The organism is Mesorhizobium sp. M1066 (assembly GCF_040318635.1).
Taxonomy (GTDB): domain Bacteria; phylum Pseudomonadota; class Alphaproteobacteria; order Rhizobiales; family Rhizobiaceae; genus Mesorhizobium.
In genome coordinates this window covers 1-16,999 of the sequence record NZ_JAMYMR010000009.1, presented here as the reverse complement: position 1 = coordinate 16,999, position 16,999 = coordinate 1, and the positions used below count along the sequence as shown (strand labels likewise).

At 63.8% G+C, this 16,999-nt stretch carries 16 protein-coding genes; 9 read left to right on the top strand and 7 right to left on the bottom strand.

Annotation, left to right across the window (positions count from 1 at the left end; translation table 11 throughout):
* Positions 1-3 precede the first annotated feature (3 nt).
* Entirely contained in the window at positions 4-603 is a 600-nt protein-coding gene (locus NKH52_RS14755) for a TetR/AcrR family transcriptional regulator (protein WP_352731107.1), read from the bottom strand.
* Between the two features lie 122 nt (positions 604-725).
* Here NKH52_RS14755 and NKH52_RS14750 point away from each other — a divergent pair, with 122 nt between their 5' ends.
* The 6 genes from NKH52_RS14750 (at position 726) to NKH52_RS14725 (ending at position 8,912) form a co-directional block, all read left to right on the top strand.
* Positions 726-1,187 carry a (2Fe-2S)-binding protein gene (locus NKH52_RS14750; protein ID WP_352731109.1) on the top strand — a complete coding sequence of 154 codons (462 nt, stop codon included), beginning with the start codon at positions 726-728 and terminating at the stop codon, positions 1,185-1,187.
* 2 nt (positions 1,188-1,189) lie between these two features.
* Complete coding sequence (locus NKH52_RS14745; protein WP_352731111.1) at positions 1,190-3,463, top strand: xanthine dehydrogenase family protein molybdopterin-binding subunit; 2,274 nt, start codon at positions 1,190-1,192, stop codon at positions 3,461-3,463.
* Positions 3,460-4,068, top strand: a complete 609-nt coding sequence (locus tag NKH52_RS14740) for a hypothetical protein (protein WP_352731113.1) — start codon at positions 3,460-3,462, stop codon at positions 4,066-4,068. Before NKH52_RS14745 ends, NKH52_RS14740 begins: the two co-directional genes overlap by 4 nt.
* 154 nt (positions 4,069-4,222) lie before the next feature.
* Positions 4,223-5,395, top strand: coding sequence for an efflux RND transporter periplasmic adaptor subunit (locus NKH52_RS14735; protein ID WP_352731115.1), 1,173 nt, complete (start codon positions 4,223-4,225; stop codon positions 5,393-5,395).
* A gap of 86 nt (positions 5,396-5,481) precedes the next feature.
* Complete coding sequence (locus NKH52_RS14730; RefSeq protein ID WP_352731117.1) at positions 5,482-8,661, top strand: efflux RND transporter permease subunit; 3,180 nt, start codon at positions 5,482-5,484, stop codon at positions 8,659-8,661.
* Positions 8,662-8,753: 92 nt separating this feature from the next.
* The gene (locus tag NKH52_RS14725; protein WP_352731119.1) at positions 8,754-8,912 is read left to right on the top strand and encodes a DUF3309 family protein; all 159 of its coding nucleotides are present in this window, start codon (positions 8,754-8,756) and stop codon (positions 8,910-8,912) included.
* Between the two features lie 63 nt (positions 8,913-8,975).
* Here NKH52_RS14725 and NKH52_RS14720 read toward each other — a convergent pair whose 3' ends face one another.
* The gene (locus NKH52_RS14720; protein WP_352731120.1) at positions 8,976-9,935 is read right to left on the bottom strand and encodes an SDR family oxidoreductase; all 960 of its coding nucleotides are present in this window, start codon (positions 9,933-9,935) and stop codon (positions 8,976-8,978) included.
* A gap of 47 nt (positions 9,936-9,982) precedes the next feature.
* The gene (locus tag NKH52_RS14715) at positions 9,983-10,192 is read right to left on the bottom strand and encodes a DUF680 domain-containing protein (protein WP_352731122.1); all 210 of its coding nucleotides are present in this window, start codon (positions 10,190-10,192) and stop codon (positions 9,983-9,985) included.
* A 114-nt stretch (positions 10,193-10,306) separates the two neighbouring features.
* On the opposite strand from NKH52_RS14715, the gene NKH52_RS14710 reads away from it, so the two are divergent.
* A complete protein-coding gene (locus tag NKH52_RS14710) occupies positions 10,307-11,215 on the top strand; it encodes a LysR family transcriptional regulator (protein WP_352731124.1) in 909 nt (302 codons plus the stop codon).
* Here the strand turns inward: NKH52_RS14710 and NKH52_RS14705 are convergent.
* The 3 genes from NKH52_RS14705 to NKH52_RS14695 all read right to left on the bottom strand — a co-directional run bounded on the left by NKH52_RS14705 (position 11,179) and on the right by NKH52_RS14695 (position 13,587).
* Entirely contained in the window at positions 11,179-12,354 is a 1,176-nt protein-coding gene (locus NKH52_RS14705) for an MFS transporter (RefSeq protein ID WP_352731126.1), read from the bottom strand. The two genes, NKH52_RS14710 and NKH52_RS14705, sit on opposite strands and share 37 nt — an antisense overlap.
* A gap of 115 nt (positions 12,355-12,469) precedes the next feature.
* Positions 12,470-12,778, bottom strand: a complete 309-nt coding sequence (locus NKH52_RS14700; protein ID WP_127297224.1) for a DUF1244 domain-containing protein — start codon at positions 12,776-12,778, stop codon at positions 12,470-12,472.
* Between the two features lie 11 nt (positions 12,779-12,789).
* The gene (locus NKH52_RS14695; protein ID WP_352731128.1) at positions 12,790-13,587 is read right to left on the bottom strand and encodes an N-formylglutamate amidohydrolase; all 798 of its coding nucleotides are present in this window, start codon (positions 13,585-13,587) and stop codon (positions 12,790-12,792) included.
* Positions 13,588-13,832: 245 nt separating this feature from the next.
* On the opposite strand from NKH52_RS14695, the gene NKH52_RS14690 reads away from it, so the two are divergent.
* Together NKH52_RS14690 and pyk are read left to right on the top strand one after the other, a co-directional pair.
* Complete coding sequence (locus NKH52_RS14690; protein WP_502908030.1) at positions 13,833-14,321, top strand: DUF1036 domain-containing protein; 489 nt, start codon at positions 13,833-13,835, stop codon at positions 14,319-14,321.
* A complete protein-coding gene (pyk, locus tag NKH52_RS14685) occupies positions 14,318-15,754 on the top strand; it encodes a pyruvate kinase (protein ID WP_352731130.1) in 1,437 nt (478 codons plus the stop codon). Before NKH52_RS14690 ends, pyk begins: the two co-directional genes overlap by 4 nt.
* Before the next feature lie 25 nt (positions 15,755-15,779).
* Here pyk and NKH52_RS14680 read toward each other — a convergent pair whose 3' ends face one another.
* The gene (locus tag NKH52_RS14680; RefSeq protein ID WP_352731132.1) at positions 15,780-16,844 is read right to left on the bottom strand and encodes an alpha/beta fold hydrolase; all 1,065 of its coding nucleotides are present in this window, start codon (positions 16,842-16,844) and stop codon (positions 15,780-15,782) included.
* Between the last annotated feature and the right edge of the window lie 155 nt (positions 16,845-16,999).

Genomic DNA, 16,999 nt, shown 5'->3' with positions numbered 1-16,999 from the left:
GTTTCATCGAGCTTTCAAGGTCAGGTCGATCACCCTGATCAGGGCAGCGGCCGCCTGCCGCTGTCCCTCCGGATCTCTGATCCGCGCCTTCATGCCTTCCAGCCCGTCGAGCAGCATGTCGGCGAGCAGTTGTGTCGACAGGCCCCTGGCCGCCAGGTCGACGCCGTTCCTGGCTGCCTCGCCCTGGATCGCGGCGGCAATATGTTCGCCAAGCCCGCCGCGCCAGCAGCCGACCAGATCGCCAAGGCTCGATTTCATGTCCAGCAGTTCGGCGCCGTGCGGCGAGGCAACAACGGCGCTCATCATCGAGATGAATGCCTCATCGATGGCCCGCATCATGCGCTCGGTGAAAGGGCCATCGCCGGATAGGGCAATCTTTGCCGCCTCGACCGAGCGCGAAAGGATCATCATGGCGATGGCGCGGAAAATGTCGGTCTTGTTCTTGAACAAGAGATAGAGCGCCGGGCGCGACATGTCTGCGGCGCGGGCGATGTCGTCCATGGTGGTGCGGGTGAAGCCATAGGCCAAAAACACCTTCATCGCGCCATCCAGGATACGGACGCGTTTGGGATCTGTGGCGGCGATGTCTTCGATCTGGTTCATGGAGCAATTCTATCCTGCAAAATCCTATTTGACAAAATGACGAAATTTGTCAATCTGTATTGGGCGAAACGGTCGAGAGGACGCTTCGCCCTTGGCAGTGGACGACAACAAAGGGTATCCCCATGCGCCTTACCGTCGACGGTCAGTCTTTCGATATCGATGCCGATCCTGACATGCCGCTGCTGTGGGCGCTGCGCGATCTCATTGGCAAGACCGGGCCGAAATTCGGCTGCGGCATCGCCGCCTGCGGCGCCTGCACGGTGCATGTGGATGGTCAGCCGGTGCGTTCCTGCTCACTCCCGGTTGGGCAGGTCAGTGGCGCTGTCACGACCATCGAAGGCATCGGCACAGCAGGCAGACTGCATCCGGTGCAGCAGGCATGGCTGGAGGAACAGGTCGCGCAATGCGGCTACTGCCAGGCCGGCCAGATCATGAGCGCGGTGGCGCTGCTCGATGAAGTCGCCGACCCAAGCGATGCCGACATCGACAATGCCATGGGCGGCAATCTCTGCCGCTGCGGCACCTATCCCAAAATCCGCTCGGCCATCAAGAAGGCCGCGGCGCTCAAGACGGCGGGGCTCTGACGATGGCCAGTGTCGGAAAGATCGCCCGCCGCACGTTCCTGATTGGCGCTGCCGCTGTCGCGGGCGGCGTTGCCGTCGGCTATTACTACTATCGCAAGCCCTTTCCGAACCCGCTCGAGGCCGAACTCGGCAAGGGCGAGGCGACATTCAACCCCTATGTGAAGATCGGCGCCGACAACACCATCACCATCGTCGCGCCGCGCGCCGAGATGGGGCAAGGCATTTCGACGACGCTCGCCGTCATGGTCGCCGAAGAACTCGATGTGAGCCTCGACCGGGTCAAGGTCGAGCACGGCCCCGCCTCCCATGCCTATTACAACGCAGCGATCCTGGAAGAGGGCGGTCCGTTCGCCTTCTTCGACGAGAGCATGACGGCGCAGGCGGTGCGCTCCGGTCTCGGCGTGGTCGGCAAGTTCCTTGCCCTGCAGGGCACCGGTGGTTCGGCTTCGACACGCGATGGTTTTGACAAGATGCGGCAAGCGGGTGCTGCCGCCCGGCAGATGCTGATCGCGGCTGCGGCGCAAAAACTGGGTGTCGCGGCGGCCGATCTGGAAACGGCCGACGGTTCGATCCTGCACAAGGCGTCGGGCAAGTCGCTGACCTATGGCGCGATTGCCGCCGTTGCTGCCGCGATGGCGCCGCCGGCCGAAGTCAGGCTCAAGGACCGGGCCGACTGGAAACTGCTGGGAAAGCCGCAGAAGCGCATCGACATGCTGGCCAAGGTGACCGGGGCGCCGATCTTCGGCATCGATGTCAGGCTGCCGGACATGGTCTACGGCACGGTCAAGATGAGCCCGCGCTTCTGGGCCAAGCCGGTCAAGGCGGACCTTTCCAGGGCCGAAAAAATGCCCGGCGTGATCAAGATCGTGCCGCTCGAGACGAATTACGGCCATGGCTTCGGTATCATCGCCGACAACACATGGGCGGCGTTCAAGGCGGCCGAGGCGATCGACGCCCAGTGGGCCGATCCCGAATATCCACTCAGCAGCGCCGCCATTTCAGATGTGCTGAAGCAGGCGCTCGGCACCAAGGGGTCGGTGATGCGCGACAATGGCGATGTCGATGCCGCTTTTGCGGACGCGCCACGCGAAAGGATCGTCGAGGCCGACTATGCCATGCCCTATCTGGCGCATGCGACGATGGAGCCGATGAACGCAACGGCACAATTGAGAGACGGCGCGCTCGACATCTGGTGCGGCAACCAGTCGCCGACCCTGGTGCGGCAGCTTTGCGCCAACGCGGTCGGCATCGAGCAGGACAAGATCGCCGTGCACACCACCTTCATGGGCGGCGGTTTCGGCCGGCGCGTCGAGGTTGATTACGCGCTGTGCGCCGCGCTGATGGCGAAGGAGACGGGCGGGCGCCCGATCAAGGTGACCTGGACGCGTGAAGAAGACATGCGCCACGACGCCTACCGGCCGGCCGCTATCGGCAAGTTCCAGGCGCGGCTCGGCGACGATGGCATGCCGGTCGCCGTCGACATGAGGATGGCCTCGCCATCGGTGATTGCCGGCATGCTGCGCCGGCTGTTTCCTTCGATATCGCCGCTCGGTTCCGACAAGAGCATCGTCGACGGTGCCTATGACCAGCCCTACACCATCCCGAACTACCGGGTCAGCGGTATCGCGGGGCCGGTCTCCATCCCTGTCGGCTCCTGGCGCTCGGTCGGCAGTTCGGTCAACGGCTTCTTCCATGAAGGCTTCATGGACGAGATCGCCGTTGCCGGAAAAATCGATCCGATCGAGATGCGCAAGAGACTGATGGCCGCCTATCCCTCGGCGGTGAAGGTGGTGGAGAAAGTCGCCGCGATGGCGAAATGGGGCGAGGCGCTGCCCGCCGGCAAGGCCAGGGGCATGGCCTTCACGCTGTCCTTCGGCAGTTGGGTCGGCGAGATCGTCCAGGTGGCGGACACGCCGGCCGGCATCCGCATCGAGAAGGTGTGGATCGCCGCCGATGTCGGCACCGCGCTCGATCCCGGCATCATCGAGGCGCAGCTGATTTCGGCCGCCATCTACGGACTCTCCGCAGCTATGGGTCAGGAAATCACCTTCGCCGACGGCATGGTCGAACAGTCGAACTTCCACGATTTCGACGCCATGCGGATCTTCCAGTGCCCGGTCTTCGAAGTCGCCATCCTGGAAAACTTCCACAAGATGGGCGGCGTCGGCGAGATCGGCACGCCGCCGGCGGCTCCGGCGCTCGCCAACGCCATCTTCGCGCTCACCGGAAAGCGCATCCGCACGCTGCCGCTGTCGAAAACGGTGGCCTTCGCATGAAGAAGCTCCTCATCATGCTGACGCCTGCTGCCATGCTTATGCTCGCAGCGCCGTTCGCGAGCGCGCAAGAGAGCCAGACGCCGGCGCCGGCGACCGTCGACGCGGCGAAAGGCCTGTCCGAATGGGACAAGGTCTATGCGGTGTTCTCGCATCCGCGCTGCGCCGACTGTCATGTCGCGGACGAGCGGCCGCGCTGGTCGGGTGCGCATTACGGCGGCACGCGCGTGCACGCCTTCAATGTCCAGCGCGGTGCTGACGGGTCGGGTTTCGGCAATCCGGGCCTGCGTTGCATGACTTGCCATTTCTCCAGCAATTCCAGTGCATTGCACGGTCCGCCCGGGGCCGAGAACTGGCATCTGGCGCCAGCCGAGATGGCTTGGTTCGGCAAATCCTCGGCCGAAATCTGCGCCCAGATCAAGGATCCCCTGCGCAATGGCAACCGTAGCTTGAAGGATATCGCGCTGCATGTTCGCGACGACAGACTGGTTGCCTGGGGCTGGGCGCCGGGATCGGGTCGTGAACCAGCCCCGGGCTCCGCCGAAGCAACCTATCAAGCGATCGAAAACTGGGCTGCGGCGGGCGCATCTTGCCCGGTGGCGCAATGATCTTGCAACTTTCGGACTATATTGCGGTGCGGCTTTGATGTAGAAGCGCGCTTCGCCGATCACGGCAAATTGAACACGGCTCGGCGCGCACCCATATCGGCGACGCGCCCGCGTTATGAGGACGCTGGCCGAACCCGCAGTGGAAAAAACGACGATGAGAATCAGGTTTCACAAGCTTGCAGCCGTTGTTGTGCTCATTGGTTTCGCGGCGTGGATGGCGACAGGCGAGTTTTCGTCGGTCGGCAGCGTAGCCGCCAACAAAGCCAAGGCAGCCGAAGCCGAACAGGCCAAGGCGCCGGACGCAAGCAAGCCGAAGACGGCGGAAGCCGAGCCTAAGGCACCGCTGCGCACCGTCGCGGTGGTGACGCCGCCACGCAAGACCTATGCACGCGCCATCCGCATTTCCGGGCTGACCGAAGCCGACAAGCGGGCGGTGCTGGCGACGCGCGTCGCCGGTGTCATCGACAAGCTGCCTGTCAAGCAAGGCGATCACGTCAAGACGGGGGATCTGGTGCTGATGCTTGCGGCGGAAGAAAAGATCTCGATGGTCGACAACGCCAAGCAGTTGGTGGTGCAGCGCCAGGCCGAGCTGGACGCAGCCTTGCGGCTGATGAAGACCGGCAATCTGCCGAAGCTGCAGCTCGACACCGCGCGCTCGAACCTGACCTCGGCGCAGTCGCTGCTGGAAACGGCACAGGCCGAACTCGACCGCAACGAGGTGAAGGCGCCTTTCGACGGCGTTATCGACCGGGTGCCGGTGGAACTTGGCAGCTCCATCATGCAGGGCGGCGAGGTGGCGACCATCCTCAAGCTCGATCCGGTGATTGCCCGCGGCGAAGTCAGCGAGCGCGATCTCGGCTATCTCAGGCTCGGCGACAAGGCCGCCATTCGGCTGGTCAGCGGCCAGACGGTTGAAGGCACCGTGCGCTACATCAGCCGCGACGCCTCGTCCGCGACCCGCACCTTCCGCGTCGAGGTTGCCGTCCCCAATGCCGACGGCTCGGTGCCGGCCGGCATGACGGCGGAAATCTCGCTCAACGCACAGCCCACCGACGCGGTGCTGCTGCCGCGCTCGGTTGTGACGCTCGGCGACAAGGGCGACCTCGGCATCCGTGCCGTGGGCAAGGACAACAAGGTAGCGTTCTTCCCCATCGACCTCGTCGACGACACGCCGACCGGCCTCGTCCTCGGCGGCATCCCGGCCGACGCCCGCATTATCGTCGCCGGCCAGGAACTGGTGAGGGAAGGCGATCTGGTCAACCCGGTCGAGGCCGACCAGGCGACCATCAAGAAGCTGATCGGCGAGGCGACGACCGGCACCCAGTAGCGTAGCACAAGTCGCGACGGACTAGCCCTGGGCGGGGACAATCGGCTGCGACGCAGCTCGTGGAAATTCAAGAACAGGCGTTAGCCATGGATATCGTCAGACTCGCAATCAACAATGCCCGCCTGACCATTTCGGTCCTCGTCTTCCTTCTGCTGGCGGGCTGGGTCGCCTATCAGGCGACGCCAAAGGAAGCGGAGCCCGACGTTCCGATTCCGATGATGTATGTCAGCCTGATCTATCAGGGCATTTCGCCCGAGGATTCGGAGCGGCTTCTGCTGCGGCCGATGGAAAGCAAGCTGAAAAGCCTGAAGGGCCTCAAGGAGATGCGTTCGGCCGCCTTCCAGGGCGGCGGCTACGTGCTGGTCGAGTTCCAGCCGCAGACCAATCTGGCCACCGCGCTGCAGGACACGCGCAGCAAAGTGCAGGACGCCAAGGCCGACCTGCCGCAGGCGGCGGAAGAACCCGTCGTCACCGAAGTCAACATTTCCGAATTTCCCGTGCTCGTCGTCACGCTCTCGGGAAATCTGCCCGAACGCGTGCTGACCGCCGCCGCGCGCGAACTACGCGACCGTATCGAGGAGGTTCCCGGTGTTCTCGAAGGCTCGCTGCAGGGTGCGCGCGACGATCTCGTCGAGGTCGTCATCGATCCGATGAAGCTGTCTTCCTATGGGCTGCAACTCGATCAGCTGATCGGTGCGGTCGGCAACTCCAACAGCCTGGTCGCCGCCGGCAATATCGAAGGCTCGGAGGGCAAATACGCCGTCAAGGTGCCGTCGCTGATCGAAACGCCGGAGGACGTCGCCGCACTGCCGGTGGTCGCCGGCCCCAATGCCGTGGTGCAGGCCAAGGACATCGCGACGATCCGTTCGACCTTCAAGGATGCCGAGACGGTGACCCGTCTCAACGGCAAGCCGGCCATCGCCATCGAAGTCAAGAAGCGCATCGGCTCAAACCTGATCGACACCATCGCCAAGGTGCGGACGGTGTCCGACGAGTTCGTCAAGTCGATGCCCGAGGGCATGAACGTCACCTACACGCAGGACAAGTCGGTCTTCGTCAACCAGCTGCTCGGCGACCTGCAGAACCATGTGATGATCGCCGTCATCCTGGTGTTCATCGTCATCCTCTACGCGCTGTCCGGCCGCGCCTCGCTGCTCATCGGGCTTGCGATTCCGTCGTCCTTCCTGATCGGCATCCTGCTGCTGGCGATGATGGGCTACACGATCAACATGATCGTGCTGTTCAGCCTGATCCTGGCCGTCGGCATGCTGGTCGACGACGCCATCATCGTCACCGAGTTCGCCGAACGGCGGATGAGCGAAGGCATGCCGAAGGAGGAAGCCTTCGCGCTCGCAGCCAAGCGCATGGCCGGTCCGGTCATCGCCGCGACGATGACGCGCATCGCCGCCTTCTCGCCGCTACTGTTCTGGCCGGGCATCATCGGCGACTTCATGAAGTACATGCCGATCACGCTGATCGTCACGCTATCGGCCTCGATGCTCTATGCGCTTGTCTTCGCGCCGACGCTGGGGGCGATCTTCGCCAAGGCGCCGCCGCATCATGAGGATGACAATCGCGACGGCTGGTACATGGCGATCGTCAAGCAGGCGGTGCGCTTCCCCATCACCGTGCTGGTGCTGACCGTCGCGCTCTTGTTCGGCGTCGGCTTTGCCTATTCGAAATACGGCGCCGGCGTCGAGTTCTTCCCGAATGTCGAGCCGGATTACGGCCTGCTCTACGTGCATGCGCGCGGCAATCTTTCGCTGGCCGAAATGGATACCGCGACCAAGATCGCGGAAGACAGGCTGCTCGGCTGGCCAGGCGTGAAGTCGGTCTACACCCGCGTCGGCAAGACGCAAGGCGGCGGCCAGGACGTTCCCGAAGACGTCGTCGGCGTCATCCAGTACGAATTCATCGACTGGCGCGAGCGCAAGTCGGCGAACCACATCCTGGATGATCTGCGCGGCGTCATGGCCGGCATTCCCGGCGTCGATGTCGAGGTGCGCGTGCCGGAAGCCGGTCCGCCGACCGGCAAGCCGATCCAGATCAGGCTTTCGGCCGTCGACCCCAAGGGGCTCGACGACAAGGCCCGTGAGGTCGCGGCGCGCATCGGCAAGGTGCCCGGAGTCATCGATATTTCCGACGGCCTGCCGCCGCCCGGTGTCGACTGGGCGCTCGAGGTCGACCGTGCCAAGGCGGCGCAGTACGGCATCAGCCCAACCTCGGTCGGCACGGTGGTGCAACTGGTAACCAACGGGCTGAAGCTCTCGGAATACCGGCCTGCCGGAGCCGACGACGCGGTCGACATAAGGCTGCGGCTGCCCGAAGACCGGCGCACGCTGTCGACGCTCGACGAACTCAGGGTGCAGACCTCACAAGGCTCGGTGCCGATCTCGAACTTCGTCGTGCGCAAGCCCGAGCCGACGGTCGGCATCCTCAACCGCATCGACGGCGCGCGTACGGTGGTCGTCCAGGCCAACGTCGCCGCCGGCGCTCAGGTCGCGGCTGTGCAGGAGCAGGTCACCAAGGCCGTCGCCGATATGGATCTCGGCAGCGGCATCCGCTGGAAGCTGGCCGGCTCGAACGAGGACAGCGCCGAAGCCAGCGCCTTCCTCAGCAAGGCCTTTGGGGCGGCGATCTTCCTGATCTTCCTGGTGCTCTTGGCGCAGTTCAACAAGTTCACCAGCGTCTGGCTGGTGCTGTCCTGCGTGGTCATGGCGACGATCGGCGTGTTTCTCGGGCTGCTGATAACAGGCGAGACGTTCGGTATCGTCATGTCGGGCATCGGCGTCATCGCTCTGGCCGGCGTGGTGGTGAACAACAACATCGTGCTGATCGACACCTATGACCGGCTGCGTGAAGAAGGCTGGGACAAGGTCGAGGCGGTGCTGCAGACCTGCCGCGAACGTGCCCGCCCGGTCGTGCTCACCGCAGTGTCGGCCATTCTCGGCGTGCTGCCGATCGCCTTCGGCCTCGGCCTGGAAATCTTCCATCACGAGACGACGATCAACGCGCCGTCGACGCAATGGTGGATTTCGCTGTCGTCGGCGATCGTCTTCGGCCTGTCCTTCGCCACGGTGCTGACACTGGTGGTGACGCCGTCGATGCTGATGGTGTTCACCCGCGCCAAGGTCAAGCCGGGCGCGCGGCGCGGCTTGATCAGCCGGCTGTTCCGGCGCGGCAAGGGCGAGATTTCCTCGACCGATGCGCAGGGGCAGGATGTCGGAGCCGAGCCGGATATCGCCTTTCCGAAAGCCGCCGAATAGACCAATGCCGATTTGACCGCAAAAGGCCGCCCGGAACAACCGGGGGGCCTTTTGCATTGTTCTTGGGCGAAACGTCGAACTGCGGGGTTCTCATGCCGATCACCACCATCGCCATCATCGTCCTGGTCCTTATCCTCATCGGCGCGGTGCCGGCCTGGCCGCATTCACGCTCCTGGGGCTATGGGCCGTCGGGTATTGTCGGCGTGGTGCTGGTGGTGCTTATGGTGCTGCTGTTGATGGGACGGCTCTGAGGCGCCCTCTCAATTCGCGGAGATTGTCAATGTGCGGAGGAGCATCGCCCGCCATCGCGGACGTCAGGCAGCTTTCGCAACGCCGGTCACGGTGGCAATGCCGATATCCCCGAGAGCTTCAGTGACGGCCTGATCCAGCGGCGTGTGGGGGATCGCGCCGATGATGCCTTCCAGCCTTGCCGACGCCAGTTGGTGCGGTTCGAAGCGCAGATAGGACATCGACACGATCTCACGCCACATCGCCACGAACGGGCTACCGGCGCGCAGCACCCACCAGGCCATCGAGGTCATCTTGAGCGGACGCCCAAGCGCCTTCTCTGCGGCTGCCTTGATCTCCAGGTCGGTGACGGGATGGCCGGGGAAGTTGAAGGCTTCATAGGCGCCGAGCTTGTCCAGCTTCTGCGCCAGTCCGACGAAGGCCCTGGCCAGATCCGGTAGGTAGGCCCATTCATGCACGAGGTCGACCGGGCCGGGCGCCGTATAGATACCCTTGTTGATCTTGGCAGCGACGACCAGGTCGAACCACGAGCCGCTGCCGGTGCCGCCGAAGAAGTCGCCGGCCCGCAAAATGATGGTGCGGACGCGGTGTGCTTCGGCCTCGCGGTGAAACAGGTCCTCCATGGCGACGCGGATGCGCCCCTTCTCGGTCGTCGGGCGGAACGGCGTGTCTTCCGTGATCACCTCCGGCATCGGCGACCCGTAATTGTATACGGTCCCGGGAAAGAGATGCAGTGCGTTGTTGGCATGGCAAGCGGCCATGACATTCTCGGCGATCGGCAGGCACTTGACCCATTCGGTGTAGATCGGGTTGAGGCCGTTGAAGATGATGTCGACACCTTCCGTGGCGCGGATCAGCGCTTCCCGGTCGAGCGCGTCACCGGCAACGGCCGTAGCGCCTTCAAGTTCAGTTGGCAGTTTGCCGTTGCGGGTCACGGCGCGGACCTCGTAGCCTGCGTCGATGAAGGCCTTGGCGACCACGCGGCCGAGCCGGCCATTGGCGCCTAGAATCGCGATCTTGGTCATTGGAAGCACTCCTGGGTTGGGTTTGCGTGGTCGGTCGGGAGGCGCGATCAGCGGCTGCCGAAGAGGTCGCGGTTGCTGCCTTGCATGACCGGCTGCCGGACGGCCGCATACGGGCTGTGGATCGAAGCGGTGGTCGTGTTGTCGGTGCTGGTGACAGCCGGCTGGCTGGCGTCGTCCGAGCCAAACTTGTCGCTGCCGGCAAAGGCGGCGCTGACGGAAATGAGGATGGCGGCGGTGGTGAGAGCGATCTTGGTCATCTGAGTTCTCCTGGTTGGTGGTTGCAATCCGTGTTGGTGTCTGCAGCCGGAATATGATCGCTCCGAACGCGAATGGAAATTGACTACAGATGGCGTTTTGGTATTCATAAATGAATGACAGAAATTGACTGGAACCTGATCAAGAGCTTTGTCGCCGTGGCGGAATCCGGCAGCCTGTCGGCCGCCGCGCGAAAGCTTTCGGCCAGCCAGCCGACGCTTGGCCGTCACATCGGCGAGTTGGAACGGGCGCTCGGCGTCACACTGTTCCGTCGAGGACGGCACGGCTACGAACTGACGGAGGCCGGCAGCACGCTGTTCGAACGCGGCAAGGCGGTCAGCGAGCAGGCAAGCGCCTTCTCACTCCTGGCGCTGGGTTCGGTAGAGGCCATCGAAGGCACGGTGCGCATCGCCGCCAGCGAGGTGGTGGCGGCCTATGTCCTGCCTGAGATGACGATGCGGCTGGGGATCGAGGAGCCCGGCATCGAGGTCGAGATCGTTGCTTCCAACCAGGTCGAGAACCTGCTGCGTCGAGATGCCGACATCGCCATCCGCATGGTCAAGCCGGCGCAGAACGAGCTGATGGCACGCAAGGTCTGCGACATCGAGCTCTGCGCCTGCGCGGCCAAATCCTATCTCGACAGGCGCGGCCGTCCGCTGAAGCCTGCCGATCTTGTCGACCACGACCTGGTTGGCTTCGACCGCGGCGACGAGATCATCAGGGGCTTTACCCAGCATGGCATCCCCGTCACCCGGAGCAGCTTCCGCTTTAGGGCCGACAACCAGATCGTTTTGTGGGAAGCGGTGCGGGCGGGAAACGGCATCGGCCTCGGTCAGGAGCCGCTGGCCGACAGGGATCCTTTGATAGAGAAGGTTCTGCCAGATCTGCCGCTGCCAGTTCTGCCGGTGTGGCTGGCGATGCATCGCGACGTGCGTACCAGCGTGCGCATCCGCCGGGTGGTGGATTTTCTCCACGAGGAGCTGAAACGCTATTCGGCGGGTGCTGGCGCGAATTCGGCGCGGTGAGCGAGCCCGGCCATCAGCAACACGATGATCAGCAGTCCCGACATGGTGATGAAGATCGGGCCGAAGCTGGAATGCTCGGCAACGAAGCCGATCGCCGACGGCGCCACCAGTATGCCGCAGTATCCGATAGTGGTGACCACGCTCATGCCGGTGCCGGAAGACATGCCTTCCTGGTTGCCGCCGGCCGAAAAGATGATTGGCACCATATTGGCGATGCCGAAGCCGCAAAAGGCAAAGGCTGCAATGGCGAGCCAAGGCGAGGGCGCCAGGCCAGCCACCAGCATGCCGACCGCGGCTACGAGGGCCGACACGCGCAGCGTCGTCACCGCGCCGAAGCGATTGCGTATGCCGTCGCCGAAGAACCGCGTAATCGCCATGACGCCCGAAAATCCGGCGTAGGCGAGGCCGGCAACGGCAAGATCGGCGCCGAGTTCCTGGCGCAGATACAGGGCTGCCCAGTCGAGTACCGCGCCTTCGGAGATCATCGCCAGCAGCGCCATCAGTCCGATCAGATAAACCAGCGGGTTTGCCGGCAGTGCGAATTTATGATGCTCGGCCGCCTGCGGTCTGTCTTCGGTGAGGAGATGGCGAACGGCCACCGCGATCGCCGCGAAGGCAAACACCGTTACCGCCACCGCGTGGGCGAGGTGGCCGTAGTGCTGGATGGCAAAGCCGCCGAGGCCGCCGCCGGCGAAGCCGCCGAGACTCCAGAAGCCGTGCGAGGACGACATGACGGCGCGGGAGAGCCGCCGTTCGACCACCACGGCATTGGCATTCATGGCAACGTCCATGCCACCGATCGAGCCGCCGAAGATGATCATGGCCGCGGCCGCCAGCGGTACGTTGGGCGCCAGCGCCACGACCATCAGACCGAGGCTGCCGCACAGGGCGAACCAGCGCAGTACGGTGCGCGAACCATGTCTGGAGATCAAATGGCCGCACCAGGTCATCGCGACGACGGCACCGACGCCGAATAAGAGTATCAGCAGACCGAGCGTGAACTTCGAAATCTCCAGCCTGGTCAGGAACACAGGAATCTGCGGCGCCCAACTGCCCGTCAGGAAGCCGTTGGCGAGAAAAATGGCCGCGAGCGCCCATCGTCCGCGAATGGCAGTCAGCTTGGCAGTTGACGCGTTCATGAGGCGAATCCCGCTGAATGGCTTCGCGCGGCAAATTAGATCGATTCAATTTTCAGTCAAGGCTCTTTCGGGAAGCATTTTTGAGCCATGGCCTCGAGCGATCGCTGGGGCGGCCTTAATGGTCCTTGGGGCGCCTTGCCTCGAATTCGGCCTTCTTGGCGTCGGAGGCCTCGGTCTGGTTCAGCGTCTGCCATTCCCCATAAGGCATGCCGTAGACGATCTCGCGCGACTGATCCTTGGTGAGATCGACGCCCTCGGCATTGGCTGCCTCCCGATACCAGTTCGACAAACAGTTGCGGCAGAAGCCGGCGAGATTCATCAGGTCGATGTTCTGCACATCGTTGCGTTCGCGCAGATGCTCGACCAGCCGGCGGAAGGCGGCCGCTTCGAAATCGCGTTGCTGCTCGTCGCTGAGTTCGGTCATCGAAACCTCCGTCATAGCGGCCCGGTGCGCGAGCCGAACATCTTCACCACATGTATATCGGGACGGCGGTCGATCGCGTCAACGATCGGCGCCAACCGTTCGGCCCAGGCGAGCGCGCCCTTCTGGTCCGATATCAGATCCTGTCGGATCTCGATCAGCGCATGGGCGAAGCCGTTGACGATGGCGTGCCTGTACATGGTGTCGCCGCGCAGCGCGCCGTCATAGGGTTCGTTGTCGCCGACGACGAGGTTCTTGTCCTGCGCCAGCATTTCTATCAACGGCCGCGCCACGCGGTCGTCGAGGTCCCACAGGATGCCGACATGCCAAGGACGCTGGATTCCTTGCATGGCAGGGGTGAAGGAATGCACCGAGAAGATGAAGGGCGCTTGAGCAGAGGCCTGTGCGACCGAGGCGATCATGGCGCCGACGGCGTCGTGATAGGGCCGGTAGAAGCGGTCGAGCCGCCTCTCGCGCTCATCGGCAGCGATGGGGTAATTCCCAGGCACGACAGTGCCGTCATAAAGCTGGCGAATGAGCGTCGGGTCGTCTTCGCCGCGATTGGGATCGATCAGCAGCCGCGAAAAATTGGCAAGCACCGCCGGCACGCTGAGCAGGGCCGCCAGTTCGCGCGTCACCGCCTCGACGCCGATGTCATAGGCGATGTGGCGGTCGAACTCGGCTGAGGGCAGGCCGAGGCTGCCGTAGTCGTCGGGCAGGTCGCGACGGGAATGATCGCCCAACAGCACGATGCCTCGCCTGCGATCGCCCTCGATGATGTCGAAAGGCGCGAAAACTGTGGATCGGGTCATTGGCGGGAAATGGTCTGTTCGCTGGCTTCCGGGGAGGGTGCTATCGTCATTCCATGAAGACGACGCTTGCGCAATGCCGTTGTTTGGCCAAGGTTTCCCCGGAAATCTGGCACAAGTCGGCGAATTGTTCGCCGGAGCCTTTCTAAATCGATTGGAATTGGACAAAACGGTGCGTTGACATGCGCCCGGACTTTTCCGAAAAGGGGCGCAGAGAGATGCTGATGTGGTTTTTGAGGGGTTTTCGGATGAGTTCCGCCGGCGGGCAGCGCATGCGCTCTGCCTTTGCCATGCCGCTCCTCACTCTTGCCATCGGCCTGTCGGCGATGGTCGTGACTTCGCCGGCGCGTGCTGATTTCCGCGTCTGCAACGCCACGCAGAACCTGGTCGGTGTCGGCATCGGCTATCGCGCCAAGGCCGGCTGGATCACCGAAGGCTGGTGGCACATCGAGGGATCGAGTTGCAAGACGCTGATCGAAGGGCCGCTGTCATCAAGGTTTTACTATCTTTATGCAGAAGACGCCGAACGCGGTGGACGCTGGGACGGCCCGATCAACATGTGCGTGGCTGAAAAAGAGTTCAAGATCGCCGGCGTGACCGACTGCGTCGCCAGGGGCTTCCAGCGCGCCGGATTCCAGGAATATGACACGGGCGAACAGGCAAGCTGGATGGTCCAGCTGACCGATGAGTCCACAACGGGAGGCGCTCCAGCCGCCCCGGGAACAAACAGTCAATGAGACGTAGCCGCAAGGTCAAGATCCTAGCCACCATCGGTCCGGCCTCCTCGTCGGAGGAGATGCTGAAGAAACTGTTCGAAGCGGGCGCCGATGTGTTCCGCATCAATATGAGTCATACCGACCATGAACTGATGCGCACGCTGGTCGGACGCATCCGCGCTGTCGAGGAAGCGGTTGGCCGGCCGATCGGCATCCTGGCCGATCTGCAAGGGCCGAAGTTGCGCGTCGGCAAGTTCGCCAACGGCAAGGAAGTGCTGACGCAAGGCCAGACCTTCACCCTCGACGACAATCCAGAGCCTGGCACCTCGACCAGGGTCTATCTGCCGCATCCGGAAATCCTGAGCTCGGTCGAAGCCGGCCATCGCCTGCTGATCGACGATGGCAAGCTCGAGTTGAAGGCGGTGAAGAGCGACGGCAAGTCGATCGTCTGCACCGTCGTCGCCGGCACCACCATTTCCGACAAGAAAGGCGTCAGCCTGCCCGACACCGACCTGCCGGTCGGCGCGCTGACCGAGAAGGACCGCAAGGACCTCGATGCCGTGCTGGCCACAGGCGTCGACTGGGTGGCGCTGTCCTTCGTGCAGCGGCCGGAGGATCTGGCCGAAGCGCGCAAGATCGCACGCGGCCGGGCGTTGATCATGGCCAAGATCGAAAAGCCGCAGGCGGTCGCCCGGCTGGCCGAGATCATCGAATTGTCCGACGCGCTGATGGTCGCCCGCGGCGATCTCGGCGTCGAGATGCCGCTCGAGGCGGTGCCCGGCATCCAGAAGCAGATCACGCGCGCCGCACGCCGCGCCGGCAAGCCGGTGGTGGTTGCAACGCAGATGCTGGAATCGATGATCACGGCACCGGTGCCGACCCGCGCCGAGGTGTCCGATGTTTCGATCGCCGTCTTCGAAGGCGCCGATGCCATCATGCTGTCGGCAGAATCGGCGGCGGGTGCCTATCCGGTCGAGGCCGTGGCAATGATGAACCGTATCGCCACCAAGGTCGAAACCGATCCGACCTATGCCGGCATCATCAACGCCCAGCGCTCCGAGCCGGAGGCGACCGGCGCCGATGCCATTTCGCTGGCCGCGCGCGAGATCGCCGAAACGCTGAAGCTGGCGGCGATCATCACCTACACCGCATCAGGCACCACAGGCCTGCGCGCCGCCCGCGAGCGGCCGCAAGTGCCTGTTATCGCGCTGTCACCGATCCTCAACACGGCGCGGCGGCTGTCGCTTTTGTGGGGCACGCATTGCGTCGTCTCACCCGACGCCGTCGACCTCGACGACATGGTCAATCGCGCCTGCCGCATCGCCTTCGACGAAGGCTTCGGCAAGCCGGGCGACCGCGTCATCATCACCGCGGGCGTACCGTTGCGGACACCGGGTTCGACCAACATGCTGCGCATCGCCTATATCGGGTCGGACACACAGGCGAGCCGGTAGATCGACCGGCTACCGCAGGGCGCGATCAGGTCGGCGCGAGTTCGGCCTGCGGTACCTTGATGTCGGCGCATCTGCCGGCGCCATAAGCGTCGGCGGCAATCCGGGCTTCCACTGTCTTCGCCATCGCCTGCAGGTCGATATCCTTGCCAGCGACCTTCTCGATGGCGCCGACGGTCAGGTCGGGCGCGATCCAGTCTGGCTTGTGACCGAGATTGTGCACCCAGACGAGTTCGGCACCGGCAATGTCGCGCGCCAGGCCGACCGAATGGACATGTGCATAGACCACCTTGTCGCGATCGCCTGAAATGACCACGGTTGGCGCCTTGATCTCGTTGTAGCGCGGTGCGGCGCCGAGGGCATAGCGATAGAGCCCGGCGACATCGGTGGCGTTGGCACGAAAGGCTGTTGGTCGCAGCACCAGCGGGATAGAGGCCATTCTGAGATAATTGTCGGGCACCTTGTTGGGCGAGAAAACGCAGGTGGTGGCGTCGGCCATCTGCAGTGTACCGGCAGGATAGGTCAGCGTCTCGGAAAACAGCCAGCCGAGCACCGGCATGGTGGTCAGATCGTAGTACCAGGCGGTTGCGCCGCCCGGCCATGGGTGGGTCGCCGGTGCGAGGAAGACCAGCCCGAGCGTCTTGTCGGGATGCTCCCGGCCAAAGGCCGATGTCACCACGCCGCCGAAGGAATGGCCGACGATGACAGCCTTCTTGATGCCGAGATGGCCCATCAGTGCGGCAATGGTGTCGGCCTGCGCCGACGGGTTCTCGTTGTTGGTGCCGCGACCCGACCAGCCGTGGCCTGGCCGGTCGAAGAACAGCATTTCGGCGCGGCCTTCGAGCAAGGGACGCAGCGGCAGCATCTGGTCCCTGAGATTGGCGCTGGCGCCGTGGATGAAGACGATCGGCGGCAGCTCGGCATTGGCGGGTGCCGGAACATGGACATAGTGGATGCGGGCGCCGTCGATGTCGGCGAACTCGCCGATCGGCGGATTGCGGCGCTCGATCAGCCATGAGCCGACGCGGGTGACGCCGACAAAGCCGAAGACAAGCGCCATCAGGAAGGCAAGGGCGGCGTAGATCAGGTTCATGGGGGAGATACGGAGGTGGAGGGGGATAAGTTGTAGGGGAGTAGGGGAGTAGGGGAGTAGGGGAGTAGGGTGTTTGGACCGGAGACATCGCGAACAGGTGTGCGAGGACATCGCGAACAGTTTTGTCACTTATCGTCTGCAGAGGTTGAGGTCGA